Genomic DNA, 22,891 nt, shown 5'->3' on the forward strand with positions numbered 1-22,891 from the left:
CCTTCTGGAGGTGATACCAAGTCGACATCGACGCGAATCCAAAGCAGAAGAGGGGCTAAGGTCGATGACAACACCAATTGCCGATACCAATGCCAAGACGATTATGGCCACAGAGGCACGCGATTGGGGCCAGGTTGGTGCGCGGGGGCTCTACGATCCGCGAAACGAACACGATGGCTGCGGGGTCGGCTTCGTCGCGCATCTCAAGGGTGAGAAGTCGCATCAGATCGTGCGCGATGGCCTCTCCATGCTCAAAAACCTGACCCACCGCGGCGCGGTCGGTGCCGATCCGCTGATGGGCGATGGCGCCGGCATTCTCGTTCAGATCCCGGACCTCTTTTTTCGCGAGGAGATGGCGAAGAAGGGCGTTACCTTGCCGAAGGCAGGCGAATATGCCGTCGGCTATCTCTTCATGCCGCGCGACGAGAAGCTTGTCGCCCATTTCCAGGATGTGATCAGCGAAGTCGTGGCCGAGGAAGGCCAGATTCTACTCGGCTACCGTGACGTGCCGGTCGACAATTCGTTGCTCTCCAAAGCGCCGGACATCGCTGCGACCGAGCCGCATCATGTCCAGGTGTTCATCGGTGCCGGCCGCGAGGCAGCCACGAAAGATGAATTCGAACGGCGGCTGTTCACGCTCCGCAAGGTGATCTCCAACCGCATCTATGCGGAAGCCGGCGGCGATCTCGGTTTCTATATCGTGTCACTGTCGACCACCACCATCGTCTACAAGGGCATGTTCCTCGCCTATCAGGTCGGGGCCTATTACAAGGACCTCGCCGACGAACGCTTCCAGTCGGCGGTTGCGCTCGTACACCAGCGCTTCTCGACCAACACCTTCCCGTCCTGGAAGCTCGCGCATCCTTACCGCATGGTCGCCCACAATGGCGAGATCAACACGCTGCGCGGCAACGTCAACTGGATGGCGGCACGACAGGCGTCCGTTTCCTCGCCGCTCTTCGGCGACGACATTTCCAAGCTCTGGCCGATCTCCTATGAAGGCCAGTCGGACACGGCCTGTTTCGACAATGCGCTCGAATTCCTCGTGCGCGGCGGCTATTCGCTTTCGCATGCCGTCATGATGCTCATCCCGGAGGCCTGGGCCGGCAACCAGCTCATGGCGCAGGAGCGCAAGGCCTTCTACGAATATCACGCGGCGCTGATGGAGCCGTGGGATGGGCCGGCGGCGGTCGCCTTCACCGACGGCCGCCAGATCGGCGCCACGCTCGACCGCAACGGCCTTCGCCCGGCGCGCTATATCGTCACCAGCGACGACCGCGTCATCATGGCGTCGGAGGCGGGCGTGTTGCCCGTCGCCGAGGACAAGATCGTCAAGAAATGGCGTTTGCAGCCCGGCAAGATGCTGCTGATCGATATGGAAGAGGGCCGCATCATTTCCGACGAGGAAGTGAAGTCGTCGCTTGCCGGCAAGCATCCCTATCGCCAATGGCTCGACAACACCCAGCTGATCCTCGAAGAGCTGAAGCCGGTCGGGCCCCGGGCACTGCTGCACCGCGACGTCTCCTTGATCGACCGGCAGCAGGCCTTCGGCTACACGCAAGAAGATACGAAGCTCCTGATGTTGCCGATGGCGACGACCGGTCAGGAGGCGATCGGCTCGATGGGCACCGACACGCCGATCTCGGCGATGTCCGACAAGCCGAAGCTGCTGTACACCTATTTCAAGCAGAACTTCGCCCAGGTCACCAACCCGCCAATCGACCCGATCCGCGAGGAACTGGTGATGAGCCTCGTCTCCTTCATCGGTCCGCGCCCGAACATCCTCGAACACGAGGGCATGGCACATGCGAAGCGGCTCGAGGTCCGCCAGCCGATCCTTACCAATGGCGACCTCGAGAAGATCCGCTCGATCGGCCACACCGAAGACCGCTTCGACACCAAGACGCTCGATTTCACCTATGACATTACCCGCGGTGCCGAAGGCATGCCGGAGATGCTCGACCGTCTGTGCGAAAGGGCGGAAGCGGCAGTCAAGGGCGGCTACAACATCATCGTGCTTTCGGACCGGCAGATCGGCCCGGACCGCGTCGCGATCCCGGCGCTGCTCGCCACCGCAGCCGTGCACCACCACCTGCTCTGCAAGGGATTGCGCACGTCGGTCGGCCTCGTCGTCGAATCCGGCGAACCGCGCGAGATCCATCATTTCTGCCTGCTCGCCGGTTACGGTGCGGAGGCGATCAATCCCTATCTCGCCTTCGACACGCTCATCGACATGCACAAGCGCGGCGAGTTTCCGAAGGAACTCGACGAGAAGGAAGTCTTCCACAACTACATCAAGGCGGTCGGCCAAGGTATCCTCAAGGTCATGTCCAAAATGGGCATCTCCACCTATCAGTCCTATTGCGGCGCGCAGATCTTCGACGCCGTCGGCCTTTCGTCCGAGCTGGTCCGCAAGTACTTCTTGGGTACGGCGACGACGATCGAAGGCATCGGCCTCGAGGAGTTCGCGGCGGAAACCGTCTCTCGCCACAAGGCCGCCTTCGGCAACGATCCGGTGCTCGCCAATGCGCTCGACGTCGGTGGCGAATACGCCTTCCGCATGCGCGGCGAAAGCCACGCCTGGACGCCGGCCGCCATCGCCTCGCTCCAGCAGGCGGTGCGCGACAATGCCGAGGACCGCTATCGCGAGTTCTCCGCGATGATGAACGAGTCGGCGAGCCGCATGAACACGATCCGCGGGCTCTTCACGATCAAGGACGCCGAGGCAGCCGGCCGCAAGCCGATCGCTGTCGAGGAGGTCGAGCCGGCATCGGAGATCGTCAAGCGCTTCTCGACGGGAGCGATGTCCTTCGGCTCAATCAGCCGCGAGGCGCACACGACGCTGGCAGTCGCGATGAACCGGATCGGCGGCAAGTCGAACACTGGCGAAGGCGGCGAGGAGAGCGATCGCTACCTGCCGCTGCCGGACGGCTCGACGAACCCCGAGCGGTCGGCGATCAAGCAGATCGCCTCGGGCCGCTTCGGCGTCACCACCGAATATCTGGTCAATGCCGACGTGCTGCAGATCAAGGTGGCGCAGGGCGCAAAACCCGGCGAAGGCGGCTACCTGCCGGGCCACAAGGTCGATGCGACCGTCGCCAAGACGCGGCACTCGACTCCGGGCGTAGACCTGATCTCGCCGCCGCCGCACCATGACATCTATTCGATCGAGGATCTGGAGCAGCTGATTTACGATCTGAAGAACGTCAATCCCGAGGCTGACATCTCGGTCAAGCTGGTTTCCGAATTTGGAGTCGGCACGGTTGCGGCCGGCGTTGCCAAGGCGCGCGCCGATCACATCACGATTTCCGGTTTCGACGGTGGCACCGGTGCTGCGCCGCTGACCTCGGTGAAGCATGCGGGTAGCCCCTGGGAGATCGGCCTTGCCGAAACGCAGCAGAGGCTGGTGCGCAATGGTCTGCGCTCTCGCATCGCTCTGCAGGTCGACGGCGGCTTGAAGACCGGCCGCGACGTCGTCATCGGGGCACTGCTCGGCGCCGACGAATTCGGTTTCGCCACCGCGTCGTTGATCGCGGTCGGCTGCGTCATGATGCGCAAGTGTCACCTGAACACCTGTTCTGTCGGCGTCGCTACCCAGGATCCGATGCTCCGGAAGCGTTTCAAGGGGACGCCGGGGCATGTCGTCAACTACTTCTTCTTCGTTGCGGAGGAAGTGCGCGAAATCCTCGCATCGCTTGGAGCCAGAAAGCTTGACGACGTCATCGGGTCCTCGGACCTGCTGGATCGCGACGGAATGATCGAGCACTGGAAGGCGAGGGGCCTCGACTTCTCGAATATCTTCCACAAGGAGGAGGCTCCGAAGGAAGCGACCTATTGGACGGAGCGCCAGAACCATCCGATCGACGACATTCTCGACCGCAGGCTGATCGAGAAGGCGAAGCTCGCGCTGGAGACCAAGGTGCCGGTCGCCTTCGAGGCCGAAATCAAGAACGTCGACCGCTCGGCCGGCGCGATGCTTTCGGGCGCACTTGCCAAGCGCTGGGGCCATAGAGGGCTGAAGGACGATACGATCCACGTGACCATCAAGGGCACGGCGGGCCAGTCCTTCGGCGCGTTTCTCGCCCGCGGCATCACTTTCGACCTAGTCGGTGACGGGAACGACTATGTCGGCAAGGGGCTCTCGGGTGGACGCATCATCGTGCGGCCGCCGGAGAACGCGCGGATCGTGCCGCATCAGTCGATCATCGTCGGCAACACCGTGCTTTACGGTGCGATTTCCGGCGAGTGCTACTTCAACGGCGTCGCCGGCGAACGCTTCGCGGTGCGCAACTCCGGAGCGATCGCGGTCGTCGAAGGCGTCGGCGATCACGGCTGCGAATATATGACCGGAGGCGTCGTCGTCGTTCTCGGCGGCACCGGCCGCAATTTCGCGGCCGGCATGTCGGGCGGTGTCGCTTATGTGCTCGACGAGGAGGGCGATTTCGCCCGGCGCTGCAATATGGCCATGGTCGAGCTGCAGCCGGTGCTGGAGGAGGACGACATGCTGGAGAAGCTGCATCACCACGGCGGCGACCTCATACACGAAGGCATGGTCGACGTCTCGGGCGACATGACGCGGCATGACGAGGAGCGGCTCTACCGACTCATCTCGAGCCATCTGCACTACGCCGGTTCGGCCCGCGCCAAGGAGATCCTCGATCACTGGGCGGACTACCGGCCGAAGTTCCGCAAGGTGATGCCGGTCGAGTACCGCCGCGCGCTCGAGGATACGGAGCGCATGAAAATGGGCGGTGGAGAAAACGTTCCATGATCACATCCACAAAAAGCGCCGTTACTCCGATCGGACGGGATCTAAGCTCACCTTCACCAATCCTAGGCCTCAGTGCAGAGGGCAATCTTAACAGGCAGAAGAGGCCAGACATAATGCAGACCGCCAAGACTGTGCTTAAGTTTATCAAAGATGACGACGTCCAATACCTCGACTTCCGTTTCACCGACCCGCGCGGCAAGTTGCATCATATCACTGTCGACGCCTCGACAGCCGACCAGAACACGTTTGCTGACGGCATTATGTTTGACGGCTCGTCCATTGCCGGCTGGAAGGCGATCAACGAGTCCGACATGACCCTTATGCCCGATCCGACGACCGCCCAGATGGACCCGTTCACCTCGGCGTCCACCCTGACGATCAACTGCGACATTCTCGAGCCGGAGACGGGCGAGCCATACAACCGAGATTCGCGCCGCATCGCGAAGAGGGCCGAGGCCTACCTGCAGTCCACGGGAATTGCCGATACGGTCTATGTCGGCCCCGAATCCGAGTTCTTCGTGTTCGACTCCGTGGAGTTTGCGTCTGACCCCTACGACACCGGCTTCAAGCTCACATCCTCCGAGCTGCCGGTCAACGGCGATCCGCATCGTGAGGGTGGCAACCACGGTCACCGCATCCAGACCAAGGCCGGCTACCTTCCGGTTCCGCCGCTGGATTCCGGTCAGGACATGCGCGGTGAGATGCTGGCAACCATGAAGGCCATGGGCGTGATAGTCGAGAAGCATCACCACGAGGTGGCTCCCGCCCAGCACGAACTCGGCATAAAGTTCGACACCCTAGTTCGCAGCGCCGACGCGATCCAGATCCTTAAATATTGTGTTCTCAATGTCGCGAAGTCCTATGGAAAGACGGCGACCTTCATGCCTAAGCCGGTATTTAGCGAGAGCGGCTCGGGCATGCACGTGCACCAGTCGCTGTGGAAGGGCGGCAAGCCTCTCTTCGCCGGCGACAAGTATGCCAGCCTGTCCCAGGAATGCCTGTGGTACATCGGCGGCATCATCAAGCACGCCCGGGCGCTCAACGCCTTCACCAACCCGACGACGAACTCCTATAAGCGTCTCGTCCCCGGCTACGAGGCTCCGGTTCTGCTGGCCTACTCAGCCCGTAATCGCTCTGCCTCCTGCCGCATTCCGTTGGCGACCTCGCCGGAGGCCACGCGGGTCGAGGTCCGCTTTCCTGATTCAGCCGCCAATCCTTACCTCGCCTTCGCGGCGATCCTGCTGGCCGGTCTCGATGGCATCCTGAACAAGATCGATCCCGGAGTACCGATGGATCAGGATCTCTACGAATTGCCGCAGTGCGAGCAGCAGAAGATCCAGACTGTCTGCGGTTCGCTGCGCGAAGCTCTTACCAGTCTTGACGAGGACCGCGCGTTCCTTAAGGCTGGCGGAAGCTTCGATGACGACTTCATCGATAGCCATATCAAGCTGAAGATGGAGGAGGTCACCTGCGTCGAGAGGACCACGCAACCCATCGAGTTTAAGATGTACTACTCCGTCTAATGACCTTCACAAGAGCGGTGACCGGCAACGTTTGGCGCATCTAAAGCCGGAGCAGTTCGAGGGCGCCATCCGTCGGCAAGTACAGGCACCGTGCATGGGGTCAGCTCGCAACGGACCGTCCTCGTCGAGGTTTTCGGCGGAGACCGGTAACTTCTCTGGGGTTAGGCGGCGCGCAGGAGAGGCGGTTTGGGCTTGAATAGTGGTGGCACGTTCGGCTCTGGCTGTCGGAACGGTGCCCGCAATCGATTGCGAAGCTCGCCGTTGAGATCTGCCGTCCTGACCTGCATGAGCATGTGAGCACCGTGGAGCGACCAACGGATCTGCTGTTTCTTGACCATCCGCTTGCCGACAAGTGAATTCACCGCCGATTCAGCCAGAGTCGTTGCGACGCGAAGCACTGTCGTCAAAGCGCTCGGCGAAGATTCGTCGACGGCACAACGTTGCATCGCAGACGAAGCGCCGCGCGACGAGGCGGAGCTCTACCTTCGTCCCACTACAGGGAAGATCGGACACGCGTCGAACATAGCGGCTGTGGACCCGGCTCGACACTCTGCTGCAAAGAGGGCAAGGCCGCGCCGGCGTCCCTGACCGCGCGGTAATGACGATCACTCCTTCGTTCTCAGCGATGGCCTCGACGACCAATCCCGCCGGGGTGCCGTAGCGGGTCGTGTTGGAATTCGGCGGAGCAGCCTCCGGTAGGTTAAGATTATCGGCTCATGCGGCGAGGTCAATCTGCTGATCGCGTGGCTTCGTAGGAAGCGTCTGCCAGCCGTCGATCTTTCGCATCGAGATTTGACCGGACGCCATCAACGCCCAGAACAACATTGCCGCGGTTTCGGCCGAAGGCAGAACGGTCTGGGTCTTGATGCGCCGCTTGAACTCCTCATGCAGACGCTCAATCGCGTTTGTTGTTCTGGCGCTTTTCCATTGGCTCGGCGGCAGCCGGGTGAAGGCGAAGAGACGCTCGCCGGCCTCCTCCAGGCTATCGGCCACCGCCCGGCACTTGAGCCGCCATTTGCGCAGGAACGCCTTGCGGCGGCTCTCGATCTCCTCCGGCGTGGCCGCGTAGATCATGTCGGTGTAATCGGCGCTGATCTCCTCATGCAGCCGCTCGGGAGCATGGGCAAGCAGATTCCTGTGCTTGTGAACCGTGCATCTCTGCACCGGCACCCCGTCCCACAGCGCGGCGATCGCCCTGTCCAAGCCAGGTGCGCCATCGACCATGAGAAACTCAGGTCGGCGCAGGCCGCGCCCGACGAGATCGTCGAGAATGGCCCGCCAGGCCTCCGTCGTCTCGCCACCCATATTCTTGACCGCGAGCAGGATCTTCTGGCCGTCCGCGCGCACACCGATGACCACGAGCAGCGAGATCGAGGTCGCTTTGCGGTCGAGCCTGACACGAACCACCGTCCCGTCGAGGATCAGGCGCACGATCGGCTCGTCGGCCAGAGAGCGGGCATTCCAGGCGTCCCAGTCCGTCTTCACCTTGCGCCAGGTGCGGCTGACGACGTCCTTGCCGATCGCGCCGCCGAACAGCGCGGCGAGCGCACGCCGCACGCGCCTGGTGTTCGTGCCCGCCAGGTAGCTCGACGCGATCAGCGCGTCGGCGGCCATCGTGCGCCGCTGATAGGCGCGCAAGGCCTTGCTCTTCCATTCCACCGTCTTGTCCTCGCCGGCATCGAGGCGCGCCCGCGGAACCGTGAGCTCGGTGGTGCCGAAGGTCCCCGTCAGCGTGCGCGTCCGGCTGCCGTGGCGGTGGCCGGCGACACCGGTGGTCTCATCACCGCGCGCCGCCGGCTGCCGGCCATAACGGGGACGGGCAAGCACCGCGTCCAGCTCGGTCTCGAGCATCGTCTCGATGAAGCCGCGCACCCGCTCGCGCAGGCCAGCTTCAATCGGATCAAACCAGTTGTCGAAAAGATAGCTCGTCGCCTCATCCCCAGGATGAACGGCTTCCGCATTCATGGTAGTCCTTGTCATGGCGTAGTCTCCTGTCCGGCGCTCTAACGCCGGATGATTCGAGGTTTGACACCCCGGAGACTACGCCAACTCACAATTCCAACCACTCCTGCGACGGCACCCCCGCCGGGATCAAGGACGACAAACGCAAATTTCTCACCATGGTGCTGATTCCCCTCAGAAAACAGCACCACGCCGCCATGCAAAATCATCAAATGTGAGTCAGACCCAAAATTGGACGCCGATTCCCCGGCTCATGGGGTCAATTTTGGGGTCTGACGCACTCTCGATGATATTGGCAGCACCGATCAAACGTGCTTGGAGAAGGTCAAACTTTCCGCGGCCGTACATCTGCCGCTTCACAAGCTTGAGCTTGGTGATCTGTCCTTCCGTCTGCCCGTTGGACCATGGCTCGGTGATCGCGGCGCGGACGGCAGCACGGTCGCGAATGATGCCATTGGCGAAAGACGCAATGAGGCTTTTGCTGGCGTCGGCGATCCACGGCTCGAGCTCATCGGCGACTTTCTTGCGGATCATGGAATGGAAACCAGCGATCAGATTGCGTGCTTCCACCAGCATGGGCACACCCGCCTCGATGACGGCGATCATCACAGTGTCGGTTTTGTTCAGATGATCGCGCGCCGTCGTCATTAACCGTGCGATCGTTCTGGCTGATGGCACCTTGTGGAGCTGCTGATCGGATGCCTGTTCGGCGCGTCGTCGTCGCCTTGCCCATTCGCTGACGACACCCAGACGTCCCCGAAAGCCCTTTGTCTTCAGCCGTCGCCAAAGCTCGCTTGCATTGTGGCAACCAGATTTCCATTGCCCGTCCAGGAAGGGCAGCCAGGCTTCGAGTGAACTCTGGCGGGCGCGGAAGATATCGGTCCGCTGGCCACGGACCACCTGACGGACCAGCTTACGGCTGTGGCCGGTGCGACGCACGATCTCCTTGATGGGGATGTCTTTGCTGGCAAGTTTCATGATTGCCGCATTTGTCTCCTCACGCCGCAGATAGCCTTCGTATTGCCGCTTCTCCGCGTAGGTGAGCAGATCGGGATTGATCGTCGTAGCGCCGATCGCAGTTCGGATTGTCCGCATCGACTTGCGGACGGCGTCGAGGAAAGCCGCACTCGCATTCTCCATGAGATGCCAGCGGTCGGCGACCTGAATCGCTTCGGGCAACGCCTTCGCGGTCGCTTCACCGTAACCGCCGCCGCGGTCGCGCGAGACGGTTTCGATCTGAGGATGGTCGGCGAGCCAGGCCTCGACGGTGGCAACCTCACGATCAGGCAACAGCGTCACGATCCGCCGCCGCTCCAGATCACAGACGATCGTGCCGTAACGATGGCCGCGACGGAAGGCCCAATCATCAATGCCGACAATTTTGAGAGGATCTGTTTGCAAACAGGCCCGTCGCCGCACCACCCGCAGCAGCGTGTCATTACTGACCGGGACCATCAGCCGCTTCGCAAAACTGGCCGCCGGCCGGCCGCCGAGCGCCAGCCCAAGATGATGAACGATACACTCCAATCGCGAGGTCCGGCGGGATCGCTCGGCGACAACGCAGTCGTCAAAGCGTTCAGCGAAGATTCGTCGACGGCACAATGGCGCATCGCAGATAAAGCGGCGGGCGACGAGGTGAAGCTCTACCTTCATCCCGGTACAGGGAAGATCCGAAACTCGTCGAAGATAGCGGCTATGGATCCGGTGCGACACTCTGCGGCAAAGAGGGCAAGGTCGCGCTGGCGCCCCTGAGCGGGCGGTAACGGCAATCACTCCTTCGCTCTCGGCGATGGCCTCGACGGCTAATCCCGCCGGGATCAACGACGACAAACGCAAATTTCTCACCATGGTGCTGATTCCCCTCAGAAAACAGCACAACGCCAGCAGCGAAAATCATCAAATGTGAGTCAGAGCCAATTTTGCACGCCGATTCACAAGTTGACGAGCCCAGCCCAGACGAAATCAACACGGTTTAGTTCGGCGAGTAGTCACGAAAGGGTTGCCTCGTTTGACGTTGCTGTAGCCCGCCTACCGAGGTCGCAGCCCTCCGAGTACGGGTTTCGGGACCTCAATCCCTGAAGTGCTGATCGTTCGCTTCGAACTTGCGCAGGCACAGCCGAAAAATAACGCATACCATCATTCCCACCGAGACACGTTCGTGGCACTTTTGCCGTCGGTTACGTGCGGAGGGGTTAGTGTTGGAAAAGGGTTGCTAGATCTCGAACATTGTTACGGGATCAAGAAACTGAAAGCCGATCTAGATTTTGGTAAGACGAACGCGATCGCGATCTATGCGCCAAACGGTGCAATGAAGTCATCATTGGCCAAAACATTCCAAGATATCGCTGATGGCAAAGACAGTGGTGACCGGATATTCAAAGACCGTATCAACAAACGAATGGTTACCGACGAAAAGGGCAACGCGCTTCCGCCGGAAAGCGTCATGGTCGTGCTTCCTTACGAGGAAGCATTCGGCCACAGCGAGAAGACGTCCACTTTGCTGGTGAACAGCAAGCTTCGCGCGGAGTACGAAAAGCTTAATCTTGGCTTTGAAGACGCCAGGCAGCGGCTACTCGCGGCCCTGAGAGTCGGTTTGGAAAATCACGGATGGGCGTTTCTGCGTAGCATGATGCCGCCCATGGCGACGAGGATCATGGCCTGCGAGACATCGATGCGCTGCTCGTAATCGCGCACGAGGCGTCGCCACCGGATCATCCATCCGAACGTCCGTTCGACGACCCAGCGACGCGGTAGAACCTTGAAGCCTTTCTGGTCGTCGGAGCGGCGGATGATCTCGACGATGAAGTCGAGATAGCAGGCCTTATCCATCAGCTTGAGCCGGTCATAGGCCCCGTCGGCGAAGAGATGCTTGACCCACGGCCAGCGTTTGCGGATGCCGTCGAGTATCGCCTGCGCACCCGCGCTGTCGGAGATGTCAGCGGTGGTCAGGTTGACCATCAGGAGCCGTCCGTCCGTATCGACCGCAATATGGCGCTTGCGCCAACGATCTTCTTACCCGCGTCGTAGCCTCGTGCTTTTGCATGGGGTGCCTTGATCGACTGACTATCAATCACACCAGCGCTGGGTGAAGGTTCGCGACCCTGCCGCTCGCGGTCGAGCATCAGTTCCACGTCGTGGATCGTCTGAAAAAGGAAGCGCCGTGCCAACTCGCGGAACCAGCTATAGACCGTCTGCCACGGCCCAAAATGAATGGGCAACATCCGCCACCCACAGCCTGAGCGCACCAGATAGCGCACCGCGTTGATTACCTCCCGAAAATCCACCTCGCGGGGACGCCCACGCCGACCAGGAACCGGCATCAGTGGCGCGATCCGCTCCCATTCCTCATCTGTCAGATCACACGGATAACGCTTCGTCTTACGCGCGATCTTGGCAACACGGCCACGGCTCTGTTCGGGGTGCCGTCGCAGGAGTGGTTGGAATTGTGAGTTGGCGTAGTCTCCGGGGTGTCAAACCTCGAATCATCCGGCGTTAGAGCGCCGGACAGGAGACTACGCCATGACAAGGACTACCATGAATGCGGAAGCCGTTCATCCTGGGGATGAGGCGACGAGCTATCTTTTCGACAACTGGTTTGATCCGATTGAAGCTGGCCTGCGCGAGCGGGTGCGCGGCTTCATCGAGACGATGCTCGAGACCGAGCTGGACGCGGTGCTTGCCCGTCCCCGTTATGGCCGGCAGCCGGCGGCGCGCAGTGATGAGACCACCGGTGTCGCCGGCCACCGCCACGGCAGCCGGACGCGCACGCTGACGGGGACCTTCGGCACCACCGAGCTCACGGTTCCGCGGGCGCGCCTCGATGCCGGCGAGGACAAGACGGTGGAATGGAAGAGCAAGGCCTTGCGCGCCTATCAGCGGCGCACGATGGCCGCCGACGCGCTGATCGCGTCGAGCTACCTGGCGGGCACGAACACCAGGCGCGTGCGGCGTGCGCTCGCCGCGCTGTTCGGCGGCGCGATCGGCAAGGACGTCGTCAGCCGCACCTGGCGCAAGGTGAAGACGGACTGGGACGCCTGGAATGCCCGCTCTCTGGCCGACGAGCCGATCGTGCGCCTGATCCTCGACGGGACGGTGGTTCGTGTCAGGCTCGACCGCAAAGCGACCTCGATCTCGCTGCTCGTGGTCATCGGTGTGCGCGCGGACGGCCAGAAGATCCTGCTCGCGGTCAAGAATATGGGTGGCGAGACGACGGAGGCCTGGCGGGCCATTCTCGACGATCTCGTCGGGCGCGGCCTGCGCCGACCTGAGTTTCTCATGGTCGATGGCGCACCTGGCTTGGACAGGGCGATCGCCGCGCTGTGGGACGGGGTGCCGGTGCAGAGATGCACGGTTCACAAGCACAGGAATCTGCTTGCCCATGCTCCCGAGCGGCTGCATGAGGAGATCAGCGCCGATTACACCGACATGATCTACGCGGCCACGCCGGAGGAGATCGAGAGCCGCCGCAAGGCGTTCCTGCGCAAATGGCGGCTCAAGTGCCGGGCGGTGGCCGATAGCCTGGAGGAGGCCGGCGAGCGTCTCTTCGCCTTCACCCGGCTGCCGCCGAGCCAATGGAAAAGCGCCAGAACAACAAACGCGATTGAGCGTCTGCATGAGGAGTTCAAGCGGCGCATCAAGACCCAGACCGTTCTGCCTTCGGCCGAAACCGCGGCAATGTTGTTCTGGGCGTTGATGGCGTCCGGTCAAATCTCGATGCGAAAGATCGACGGCTGGCAGACGCTTCCTACGAAGCCACGCGATCAGCAGATTGACCTCGCCGCATGAGCCGATAATCTTAACCTACCGGAGGCTGCTCCGCCGAATTCCAACACGACCCGCTACGGCACCCTGTTCGGTCCACATCCACGCTCTGAATCAGACTTCATGCGCAAACGAAACCCCTCAAATCCGATTTTCCAAACAGCCTCTGAAACAGCACACAGGCTCGAAGAAAGATCTGGGGCGCGAGATATCTTCGACCTTCACGCCTGGCGTGGACCAATTTTACAAGGCACTGTTGCGCGTTCAGGATGAGCTCTTGAAGCAGAAGACCGCACCGTTTGCCACGGTCAAATATGACGTTATCTTTGATGACAAGGTTTTAGCCTTGCTGGACAACGCAAATGTGAAGGCTAGCATCGAAAATTACATCAAGCAGTACAACCAGCTGATAGCAAAATCGACGTACTTCAGGAAGGGCACGTTCACTTACTACAATGCCTCGGAAATCGCGAAAAATTTGGCTGACAACGGTTTTTTCAAGGCCAAGCACTCCATCAATCTTAACTCAGGAGCGAAGCTTGAGATTACAACCGAGAAGCAGCTGCAGGAGCTGGTGGACAAAGAAAAGGAGGCGATCAACAACGATCCAGACCTACGGAAGAAGTTCGCGGCGGTTGAAAAGCTGATCACCAAAAATGTCAACGTCCGGCAGTTTGAGACCTACGTAACCGACAACGAGGACCTGCTGCCCCACTTGGCAAACATGCCGGCTTTTAAGGAAGAGGTCTGGAAGAGCTACCTGTTCACGTTCCTGGATCTCTATAAGGACGTGATCGAAAAGTACCAGGCAGCGGAGAAGCGGCGTGGCGAGATTGAAGCTGAGGCTGCAAAGGAACGGACGCAGTGGGCGGACGTGATCGAGATCTTCAACGACCGCTTCTTCGTGCCGTTCAAGCTGGTGCCTAAGAATTTCACGGAGGTTGTGCTCGGCCAGGAACCGATCCTCAGCGTAGGATTCACATTTGAGGACGGGGCGGATACTGCGTCAGTGGAGCACGCTGATCTGCTTGCTACGCTCAGCACGGGCGAGAAAAAGGCACTCTACATCCTCAATATCATCTTCGATATTCGCGTCCGCCAGGAAGCGAACCAGGCCACTCTGATGGTCGTTGACGATGTGGCGGATTCCTTCGACTACAAGAACAAGTATGCCATCATTCAATACCTGAAGGACGTCGCTGAGGGCGATGGCTTTCAGCAGGTCATCCTAACTCATAATTTCGATTTCTTCCGGACTATCAAGAGCCGCTTCGTTGGTTACGGAAATTGCCTGATGGTTTCACGCAACAGCGACGGCATCACGTTGGCAAAAGCAGCCGGTATCGACAACGTATTCGTTAACGACTGGAAAGCTCACTTCTTCGACGACGCAAAAAAGCGGATCGCTTCCGTCCCGTTCATGCGGAACCTGATTGAATTCACGAAGGGAGATGGAGATGCGGGCTATCTCAAACTGACCTCGCTGCTTCATTGGAGGGCCGACACGGCAATGATCACGGAGGCAGAGCTGGACGGGATATATCAGGGTTTGTTTGGGTTAGCGCAGGTTCCAACTGGTGACCGCACGGGCTCAGTCGTCAACGGGATGTACGCTGCGGCTGGCGAGTGTCTGGTGGCCCCTGATGGCGCTAACTTTGAGAACAAAATCGTGCTCTCTATCGCCATCCGGCTAAAGGCGGAACAATTCATGGCTGGCAAGATCAACGATCCGTCGTTCCTCTCGGCAATTTCCCAGAATCAGACGCCAAAGCTTCCCAAGCGCTATGCGGCACAGTTTGGTGGCGATCCCTCCGTGAAGGTGCTCGACAAGGTGGTCTTGATGACCCCGGAAAACATCCACCTCAATGCTTTTATGTACGAGCCAATCCTAGATATGTCGGATGAGCATCTGCGCAAACTTTATGGTGACGTGAGCGCCCTTGCCTAATCGCGGCGCACTGACCGATCAAAGCTGAGATGCCGGTGCAACCAACTGAACGGCACTTTCAAGAATGCTCCGAAGGCATGGGGCGGACATTCGGTGTTTCAACGGTGGAAGCATTCTAGCCTGTGCTCGAAGCAGCATGATCTTAGCTGCAGCCGTCAATTGGATTTGCGTTTAGAATACCGGTGAATGGACTCTTTCCTGTACACGGAACCTATCTTACGCTGCTCTTGATGTGCGAACAGTGTGAAGCATTTCAGGCTTGAGATGCGTATACCGCCGAAGCATCTTCCAATCCTTGTGGCCTGTAACCAGCGCCACTTGTTCAATCGTGAATCCAGCTTCGAAAAGCCGGCTCGTCCCTTCGTGGCGCAAGTCATGAAAATGGAGGTCGTGAATGCCCAGGTCAGCGCATCCTCGACGAAAGGAATGCCGACTGACCTATGATTGAATGGGAAAATCCGATCGTCGTCATTGCTGCGTTTTGCCCGCTGCTGCTCGACTATGGCCCACGCATCGTATCCGGTTGCCGCGAATAGCGGTATGCGCTGATTGTTGCCGCTCTTGTTTCGAGGGTCTTTCCGGTCACGGATAAGAAGCATTCGCGTGCGAGATTCCAAGTCGGACCAACGCACCTTGCAGATTTCCTCCTGGCGCATCGCGGTTGCAACAGCGAAACGTATGATCTGGCTAACTGGCGCCATTTGACGAGGGTTTGCGTCGAAGTGAGCGATCAGCCTATCGAGTTCATCCTGCGTCGGCCGCCTGTCGCGCTGATGGCCTTTCCCAACGAGGCCAAGCCTCTTTAGCGCGATACGCGCGAGATCAACCGGTTCGACCTTGACGGGCAGGCCGTGCACCGCGGCAGCATGAGACAGGATAAGTTTCACAAAGCCAATGTCGATACCGAGAGTCATCGGCCCGGCACCTTGGGCAGCTCTATCACGACCAAAGCGAATGAGCCGTTCACGATCGAGTGCAGAAATGTTGCACTTCCCCAGGTGTCTTTGGAGCATATCGAGGGCTGCCGCCTTGGAGCGGCGAGGGGACTTGCCTACATCGCACATGTCGTCGATATGAAGGTCGATGAGTTCGCCGAAAGTTTTTTGGCGCGTTATGCGGGACTTGGTCGGCGTCTCGCCGCGATCGACTTGGCGCTCGGCGTCGGTTGCCCAGCGCCGTGCATCGTCTCGGCGCAGGAAGGTCTCGCTGACGTAACGACCTTTGCGACGGACTTGGACACGCCAGGAACCGGACGAGAGTTTAGTGTAGGTGGCCATTTTTTCGTGTGCGCTCCGTGTGCACTGAGAGATCGAAACGTGGCGAAAAGGGTCGTATTCTGGCGTAAATTCGTGTGCACTCGGCAGGTTCTAACGATTTGATGTTAAAGAAAAAATGCTGAAAAATCAAGGTCATAGACTGGCTATTGCACCCATGATGGACGGGCGGCTCGCCGGCCGTCGGATAGACAGAAATTTTGCGCACCGGCACCCTGATCTGCTGGTGGATCAAGCCGGGTAGGTCTGTGGACCTACCTCGAGGCCGGCAGCGGCCCCGTGGACACGGTAGGGATGATGGCACTCATTGAGCTCCTTTGCTCATGCATTGGAGACCCAGATCGATGCCGGAAGGATGAAAAGACGCTTTGGTCGACCCTGCCCAAACAGGACCTCGGGCGTAACTCCCGCAAAGCGTTTGTGCCGTCTCTAGCAGCAGTATGAACTGGATCAGGTTCAACGGGTCACTGCGCCGCGAAAGCCAGCCGTATCCCACCCCCTTTGCCGCTCGGATGAATGACTCTGATTGAACGGGACGGTGCTATATTTTGTGAAGCGCATTTGGCCGGCGGAAAAAACTGGGACGGAAAGCTCGTGCATGTCGGCCACAAATCACGCCTCGGACCAAGAGAGGGAAGGGGATCGCCAAACCGCCGGACTAAAGATCGATCGTTATGATGATCACGCCTTCAATCGATACCAAAGGTTCGCGCGTAGATCGCCTCGATCCGCCCTGCCTCGTCATTGGTCAGTGCGGCGAATTCGTTTTCGCGGGCGCGGTTCGACAGATGACCACCATTCTGGTGAAGGAAACGGAAGAGCAGATCGGTCAGACGTTCGGGCATGTCGATAAAGGCATCCACCTGTTGCCGGAATCGATCGTAGCGCTGCAGAAAAGCGGATTCCTCGGGAAGGTCTCGTTCGATCGTCCGCTGAACGCAGGCATAGAGGAATTCGGCGTGTGGGGTTGCATCGAAGAATCGATAGAAATCCCCCGTGTCATTCAGCACCCGGACGTTGAATTGAGGCGTCGGTTCCCATTCGACCAATGGCAGAAGGCGCTGCGAATAACTCTCGAGCACCCGCCTGTACTCGTCGATCCGGTCCAGGATCGCGGCCGAGACGGGAAACACCACTCCCGACGGATTGAAGCCGTACATGGCAAGGACATGGTGGATTAGGTAGCGGTGAATGCGGCCGTTTCCGTCCTCGAACGGGTGGATGTAGACAAAGCCGAAGGCGAGGATTGCGGCGGCGATAACTGCATCAAGGTTTTGCGCTGGGCCTTGATCGAAGGCCACCATCCCATCGATGAGCCGCGGCAGGTCCTCAGGCCGAGCGCTGATGTGATCGGGCAGGGGCATGCGATTATCTCGGTCATGCTGGCCGACGAAGCCTCCTTCCTTTCGGAAGCCAAGTCTCACGAAACGGGCATCGCCGAGTACAATTCTTTGCAGACGCAGCAGCTCATCGCGATCGATCGGTTGGCGGCCGGCTTCGCCGATGGCGCGGCCCCAGCGTTGGATTCGGTCTTGCGGCGGGCGCTCGCCCTCGATCGCGTAGCTTGATCGCGAGTCTTTGAGCAAAAGAAAGGCGGCGGTCCGAGCAAGGAGGTCGCGCGGCACGTCCGCTACGATTGCCTCCGCCCGCCTCGGCAGTTCAAGGCCAATGAATTTTTCGAGAGCCTTGGTGCGGAACACCAGAGGGCAGAACTCAGGCGTGCCTGGGAGATTGTCCCTTATGCGGTAGCGCGAAGCGGTCTTCACGGGTCCGGACCATTGCAACTCGGGATCGACAACCGGAACGTAGCGTCCGGCATCCGCGTCGGGCAGATCGAGACGCGCGCCCGTCAGCCATTCATATAGAAACCAGATGCGGCGGGCATAACTGCCGGTTGGGCGTTCACGGACCAACGCCTCGATCGGTACGGGACCGGTGACCTGGAACAGCCGCTTGAGGACGGCAAGGTCGAGCCCCTCGTACTTGAGCGCGAAGGTAAGGTGGCCTTCGACGGTTGGATGTGGGGCATGGCGGGGCGTCATGATCCTCCAGCCGTCCCATTCAGTAATTCGATGATGCTCGCCAATGGCGGACAACGTGCGAGGCAAGGGAACGGCGAGCCCGTAGGCTCCTATCAGGGCGCTGTATCCGGCCGGGGTCGCGGTCTCCGGAAGGCGTATTTCCTGAAAAACGATAACAGGTCCTGAAAATTGGTGCTGCTGCGCTGCAGCCATGAAAATCGGACCCTTCGCTCGAATTTTGGTTTCAAGTTAGCCAAAACCATGAAGAATGATCTTACGACGCGAAAATTGGTCCTACAAGACGAATTTCGCCGAAAACAGATTCCCAGGCATTTGCATAGGACCGCTGATTTGTCCTCCAGCCCCTAACGTCTGTCAGCTCGTGGTCAGGATGAAACGGCGGTTCGGCGCCAGGACCGGCCGCGCATTCATCGGGTAAAGCGCGGTGAACTTGTCGATGTCGGCGCCAACCTGCAGCGGCTCGCGTGCCACCATCCAGTCGACGATCTCCGAGCATGGCGGCGTCGTCAGCGAGCCCTCGTAGCTCCAATAGGCCAGCGAGGCGGGTAGGAGACCGTTCGGATCCACATCCTCAACCAAGGCCTTGGCGACAGCCTTAGCCGGGAAAGCTGCCGCGAGGCTTGCAAGTGCCTCGTTTTTCGCACCCGGTGTCAGGAACACGCCAAGCACGCCGAGCCCGCTCGAGCTCGCTTGCTTTGGAGAAGGGAGGTTGCTCGTCAGCTGTTCCGACTTCCTGAAGGTTGAGCACAGTCGCTGAACAAAGAAGCCCCGTCAATGAACTGCCCTCCGAAAGTTGGACACAACCTTCGGGGTTTTGCATGTCCAGACACAGTGCGAGTTTCAAGCGATCAGTTGTCGATAAGTATCTGAGCGGAGATGAAAGCTACGCGAGTGCGGCGTCGGACCATGGAGTTGACGCGGCGACTCATGCGGCGCTGAAGGAGGCGATCAAGGCTATCTTCGACAGCCACAAGGGCCGCTACGGCTATCGCAGGGTGACCGCGCAACTGCGCCGGCTAGGCCGGCGCGTCACTTCGCAAGACCGCGGTTGCGCTGATGGCACTCGGAAAGAACCATTTCTTCGGCGTCCGGGATAGTCGCTTCCAACTGCAGGTCATAGCGCGCGCCTCGTAACCGGGGTAACCCAGCGCCACGGCCGCACAGGTGTTGCGGAACACCTGTTTCTCATCGGTTTGGCTTACTTCCAACCATTCGCGGACCACAAGCGATCATGCCGCCGCGCCCACCAAGCCCTACCGGCCCAAACCCTGCGTTCACAGCCGGAAGAAAAATCGCGTCGATTGATCCCGCCTCTGGGTTGCCACGGTCGGTCGTTCAATCGAAAGCTTGGTACGAGGCGGATTTGCCATGTTCAATTCGAGCAGATGTTGGTCCAACGCCTTGTCCGCCGTCGTCAGGCGATGATTCAGCCGCAAATAGTCTATCCAGGTCGGCGTGCGGAAGGTTTCTGTCCAAAGCAAAGGATCCTGAAGATCGCGCTGGAGGTTCCAGTGCCGAGCACCGACGCGGCTTTGCACTCGCCGTCGTTCCTGCATCCGGTCCAGGAAAGCTTCGACGTTTGCCTCCGGTATTGAGTACTCGATCTTGACGACGATCGGCCCGCTTCTCGGCTTCAGGTCGAGAGCGAGCTGTGGCGTTTCGAAGCCAAAAGGATCCTGATCAGAGTCCTGCCATTGACGGATAGGCATCAGGAAGCCGGTGGCCGCGACCATTACCAGCGCTCCAGCGGAAACCTCGAGGGACAAGGTAAGCGAATAGGTCTCAGCCACTGAGCCCCACAGCCAGCTGCCGGCCGCGATACCGCCAGACGAGAGGGCATAGTGGATCGAGAGCGTGCGACCGACGACCCACCTTGGGCTTGCCAATTGGACACTCACGTCGAGCCCCGTCCAGGTGACGACCCAGCCCGCGCCGCCGAGCGCCAGCGCAATAGCCGCCACCGCCACTGAAGTAGTGAGAGCAAGAGATAGACAGCACGCCGCACAGGCAATGCATGCCAGTGTTGTCAGCCGCTCCTGGGACAGCGACCGCCTCAAGACATTGTTGCAAATGCCGACGCACAAGGCGCCCGTCCCGAAGCCGGCCATCAGGACACCATAAACGATTGGTCCTCCCCCTAGTTGATCGCGGGCAACGAGAGGCAGCAGCGCGAGTATGGAGATGCTGGTCAGGCCAAAAAGCGCTCCACGCGCGATTGCCGCCTTGATCTCCGCCGACAGGGCCGTGAAGCGCGCTCCGTCATGGATGGCGGTGGTCAAAGGCTCGCGCGGGAGAGGTGAGGTGCTAACATCCCATTTGCGGCGCCCTATGGTCCACAGCAGTGCTACATAGGTCAGTGTCGCCACAGCGAAAGCTGTCAGAGGTCCAAAGGAGGCAACGACGATGCCACCGAGCGCCGGGCCGACGCTTCGAATGGCGTTGTATCCAACCGAGATGAGCGTGACCGCGGCTGGGACTTCGCGTTTTCGTAAGATATCGCCCACCGACGCGTGTCAAGCAGGATCGGTGAAAGCGGCGCCCGCTCCGGCCAAACAGCTGAAGGCAAGAACCATCCATGGATTGAAAATCCCGAGGGCCGCAAGAACAGTCAGCATCGCCGAGGACAACGCTATCATGCACCAGCCAGCGAACATGAGATTGCGGCGGCTGTAATTGTCCGCCAGGGCCCCGGCGATGATCGACAGGACGAATATGGGGAGTGTCGTCGAAGCCTGAACCAAGGCGACCATCACGTCCGAAGTCGAGATGGTCGCCATCAGCCAACTGATGGCGACAGTTTGAATTAGCCAGCCAAGGCTGGCGACCTGGAATGCCAAGCCAGATCGATCGAAAGGTCGCATTTTCGAGCGGCGCAAATGTCGCCGACGAAGCTGGACTCGCATCTGCGCGCGGCACCCTGCTCATTGGGTTGAGCCCTCCCTCGGTCTATCGGTCGTTTTAGAGGTGCCCTCCCGGCGCACGTGCCCATGGAGGAATGGCACCATGAGCGCATTTTGTCGGGGCAGCGCAAGATATTTCTTTACCGCTGGCACTCTGGCGCAAGCGATTACTTCATCTGGAATTGCCGCCAACGCGCTTTCATGATTGCTGGGTCTATGTCACGTCCTCGCGAAAAGAATTTCCCGGACTACGCATACCTGCCTGGCAAACATTCACATCCGGTCCGCGACCCGTTGGGTCACAGTTACCAAAGCGATCCGGGGACTGTTGTTACGGTCGAGGAATCACTCAGCTCAAACGTGTTCCGAGGAATCGACCTTTTCAACCACGGCTATTACTGGGAAGCTCATGAGGCTTGGGAGCCTCTATGGCATGCTGCGAAACAAAGCGCCCAGCATCCCTGTTCTTCAAGGGATTGATCCTATTGGCGGCGGCCGGGGTGAAGATCCGCCAGGGAAAGCGGGTCGCTGCCGCGCGCCATGCCGCAAGAGCTGCAGCGCTCTTTCGTCAGGTGGCGCTTCTGCCGAGCCGGCTCTTTGAGGCCGCAATTGGAATGAAACCCGCCGCCCTCGCGGTCGAAGCCGAAGCGGCCACAACTCTCCCGGTTGTTTTGCGAGAGCCGATGCCGGGCCAACCGCCTCAGCCAGTCTTCGATTTCATCCTCGCACCCAAATCCGAGAGCGGCTGACAGGGCGGCTCTTCGTTAGCTGGATGAGCTGCCGATTGTCATGAACAGTGACAAGGGCAGTTTCAATCTGGAGCGGTCTATCTACCGCTAGGCCCGGATCTGGCGGAGCACCCAAGGCAGGCGCCGCTTCCATCGCTGACCTCGCGGCAAAGGAACATCTTTCTGCCACCGCTTTAACTTGCGGGTTCGTCTGCCTCCCGTCAGTGCGGTCGGTGCCTCAGGAACCAGCGCTTCCTCAACCGTCGGCGGCTTAGGAGACGATCCGTCGGGCATGATCACGTCCTTGGCGTCGGATACCGCTTCGCTCGTGGTTGGCACGGGCTGAGAACGAAGATCTTCGGAAAAAGTCGGCTGCGGCGTCGCTTTGGCGATCGCACCTTCCGTCTTCGCTTCCGCGACTTCGTTCGCGATGGCAGCCAGGTCGATGCCGCCCCAGATCGACTGTGGCCGCTTCACCAGCCCACGCTTCTGTTTGATCTCGACGACAAAGGGTCGCTGCGGCTGCCTCATAGTGATCTCGCGGACTTAGGGGAGTTGCGAGTGTCCTCTAGGCGGAGCGCACGCTTTCGTCCACCCGCCGCCACGCATTCTCCAAAGGTTTTCGGAGGCGTTGCCGCCGTCCAAGCCACGACGAAAGCGGCTCCCCGCCGGCACCCGGGCCCGCGCTCGCGATCTCTTGTCCAGCTTTCAGGGTGATCGCCATCATATCGCCTACGCAGCCGCCTTTGTTGGGCCCATCGGCGAATCCGTAAAATATTCAAAATGCAATGAAGATGACCGCCACCCTTGTCCATACTCCCATGTTCCTGAGCATATCGGTCCCGTCCAACGCATTTTTGGAATCGGTCACCTGCAATTGATTCATGCTGCTGATGGAAGCATGCTGGATGTCATGAGTGGGCGGACACAGATTGCCGATCGGCAAGCGCTCGGCAATCCCAAAGCCGCAGTTGGTGCCCAT

Annotated in this window: 12 protein-coding genes and 6 pseudogenes; 7 read left to right on the forward strand and 11 right to left on the reverse strand. The window is 59.9% G+C overall.

What is annotated here, in order from left to right; translation table 11 throughout:
• Nucleotides 1-103: 103 nt before the first annotated feature.
• Both gltB and glnA read left to right on the forward strand, forming a co-directional pair.
• On the forward strand, nt 104-4,771 hold the full coding sequence (gene gltB / locus LHFGNBLO_RS02795) for a glutamate synthase large subunit (RefSeq protein ID WP_258600492.1): 4,668 nt from the start codon (nt 104-106) through the stop codon (nt 4,769-4,771).
• A gap of 113 nt (nt 4,772-4,884) precedes the next feature.
• Nucleotides 4,885-6,294, forward strand: a complete 1,410-nt coding sequence (gene glnA / locus LHFGNBLO_RS02800; RefSeq protein WP_258599997.1) for a type I glutamate--ammonia ligase — start codon at nt 4,885-4,887, stop codon at nt 6,292-6,294.
• A 161-nt stretch (nt 6,295-6,455) separates the two neighbouring features.
• Here glnA and LHFGNBLO_RS02805 read toward each other — a convergent pair.
• The 4 genes and pseudogenes from LHFGNBLO_RS02805 to LHFGNBLO_RS02820 form a co-directional block, all read right to left on the reverse strand.
• A pseudogene (locus LHFGNBLO_RS02805) lies at nt 6,456-6,686 on the reverse strand (hypothetical protein); the annotation flags it as partial.
• Nucleotides 6,664-6,903 carry a transposase family protein gene (locus LHFGNBLO_RS02810; protein WP_413774617.1) on the reverse strand — a complete coding sequence of 80 codons (240 nt, stop codon included), beginning with the start codon at nt 6,901-6,903 and terminating at the stop codon, nt 6,664-6,666. The pseudogene LHFGNBLO_RS02805 and the gene LHFGNBLO_RS02810, both read right to left, overlap by 23 nt.
• A gap of 105 nt (nt 6,904-7,008) precedes the next feature.
• Nucleotides 7,009-8,259, reverse strand: a complete 1,251-nt coding sequence (locus LHFGNBLO_RS02815) for an IS256 family transposase (RefSeq protein WP_258600494.1) — start codon at nt 8,257-8,259, stop codon at nt 7,009-7,011.
• 216 nt (nt 8,260-8,475) lie between these two features.
• The gene (locus tag LHFGNBLO_RS02820; RefSeq protein ID WP_258599998.1) at nt 8,476-10,104 is read right to left on the reverse strand and encodes an ISL3 family transposase; all 1,629 of its coding nucleotides are present in this window, start codon (nt 10,102-10,104) and stop codon (nt 8,476-8,478) included.
• A 361-nt stretch (nt 10,105-10,465) separates the two neighbouring features.
• Between LHFGNBLO_RS02820 and LHFGNBLO_RS02825 the strand changes: the two genes are divergently transcribed.
• Complete coding sequence (locus tag LHFGNBLO_RS02825; protein WP_258600000.1) at nt 10,466-10,942, forward strand: hypothetical protein; 477 nt, start codon at nt 10,466-10,468, stop codon at nt 10,940-10,942.
• Here LHFGNBLO_RS02825 and LHFGNBLO_RS02830 read toward each other — a convergent pair.
• Nucleotides 10,858-11,576: pseudogene (locus tag LHFGNBLO_RS02830) on the reverse strand (IS5 family transposase). The gene LHFGNBLO_RS02825 and the pseudogene LHFGNBLO_RS02830 sit on opposite strands and share 85 nt — an antisense overlap.
• A gap of 214 nt (nt 11,577-11,790) precedes the next feature.
• Between LHFGNBLO_RS02830 and LHFGNBLO_RS02835 the strand changes: the two are divergent.
• Together LHFGNBLO_RS02835 and LHFGNBLO_RS02840 are read left to right on the forward strand one after the other, a co-directional pair.
• Nucleotides 11,791-13,041: an IS256 family transposase gene (locus LHFGNBLO_RS02835; protein ID WP_258600489.1), complete on the forward strand. Its 1,251-nt coding sequence runs from the start codon at nt 11,791-11,793 to the stop codon at nt 13,039-13,041.
• A gap of 253 nt (nt 13,042-13,294) precedes the next feature.
• The gene (locus LHFGNBLO_RS02840; protein WP_258600001.1) at nt 13,295-14,965 is read left to right on the forward strand and encodes an AAA family ATPase; all 1,671 of its coding nucleotides are present in this window, start codon (nt 13,295-13,297) and stop codon (nt 14,963-14,965) included.
• A 216-nt stretch (nt 14,966-15,181) separates the two neighbouring features.
• Here the strand turns inward: LHFGNBLO_RS02840 and LHFGNBLO_RS02845 are convergent.
• The 3 genes and pseudogenes from LHFGNBLO_RS02845 to LHFGNBLO_RS02855 form a co-directional block, all read right to left on the reverse strand.
• Nucleotides 15,182-16,242, reverse strand: a pseudogene (locus tag LHFGNBLO_RS02845) (site-specific integrase).
• 686 nt (nt 16,243-16,928) lie between these two features.
• Nucleotides 16,929-18,473, reverse strand: a complete 1,545-nt coding sequence (locus LHFGNBLO_RS02850; protein ID WP_258600003.1) for a Fic family protein — start codon at nt 18,471-18,473, stop codon at nt 16,929-16,931.
• A 162-nt stretch (nt 18,474-18,635) separates the two neighbouring features.
• Nucleotides 18,636-18,977, reverse strand: a pseudogene (locus LHFGNBLO_RS02855) (carbonic anhydrase family protein); the annotation flags it as partial.
• 230 nt (nt 18,978-19,207) lie between these two features.
• Between LHFGNBLO_RS02855 and LHFGNBLO_RS02860 the strand changes: the two are divergent.
• Nucleotides 19,208-19,312: pseudogene (locus LHFGNBLO_RS02860) on the forward strand (IS3 family transposase); the annotation flags it as partial.
• A 243-nt stretch (nt 19,313-19,555) separates the two neighbouring features.
• Here the strand turns inward: LHFGNBLO_RS02860 and LHFGNBLO_RS02865 are convergent.
• A pseudogene (locus LHFGNBLO_RS02865) lies at nt 19,556-21,206 on the reverse strand (MFS transporter).
• 62 nt (nt 21,207-21,268) lie between these two features.
• Here LHFGNBLO_RS02865 and LHFGNBLO_RS02870 point away from each other — a divergent pair.
• Nucleotides 21,269-21,661: a DUF309 domain-containing protein gene (locus tag LHFGNBLO_RS02870; RefSeq protein ID WP_258600004.1), complete on the forward strand. Its 393-nt coding sequence runs from the start codon at nt 21,269-21,271 to the stop codon at nt 21,659-21,661.
• Between the two features lie 356 nt (nt 21,662-22,017).
• Here the strand turns inward: LHFGNBLO_RS02870 and LHFGNBLO_RS02875 are convergent, their stop codons facing one another.
• Nucleotides 22,018-22,440 carry a hypothetical protein gene (locus tag LHFGNBLO_RS02875; RefSeq protein ID WP_258600005.1) on the reverse strand — a complete coding sequence of 141 codons (423 nt, stop codon included), beginning with the start codon at nt 22,438-22,440 and terminating at the stop codon, nt 22,018-22,020.
• A gap of 247 nt (nt 22,441-22,687) precedes the next feature.
• A complete protein-coding gene (locus LHFGNBLO_RS02880; protein ID WP_111548097.1) occupies nt 22,688-22,891 on the reverse strand; it encodes a hypothetical protein in 204 nt (67 codons plus the stop codon).

This window comes from Mesorhizobium sp. AR10, from assembly GCF_024746795.1.
Lineage (GTDB): Bacteria > Pseudomonadota > Alphaproteobacteria > Rhizobiales > Rhizobiaceae > Mesorhizobium.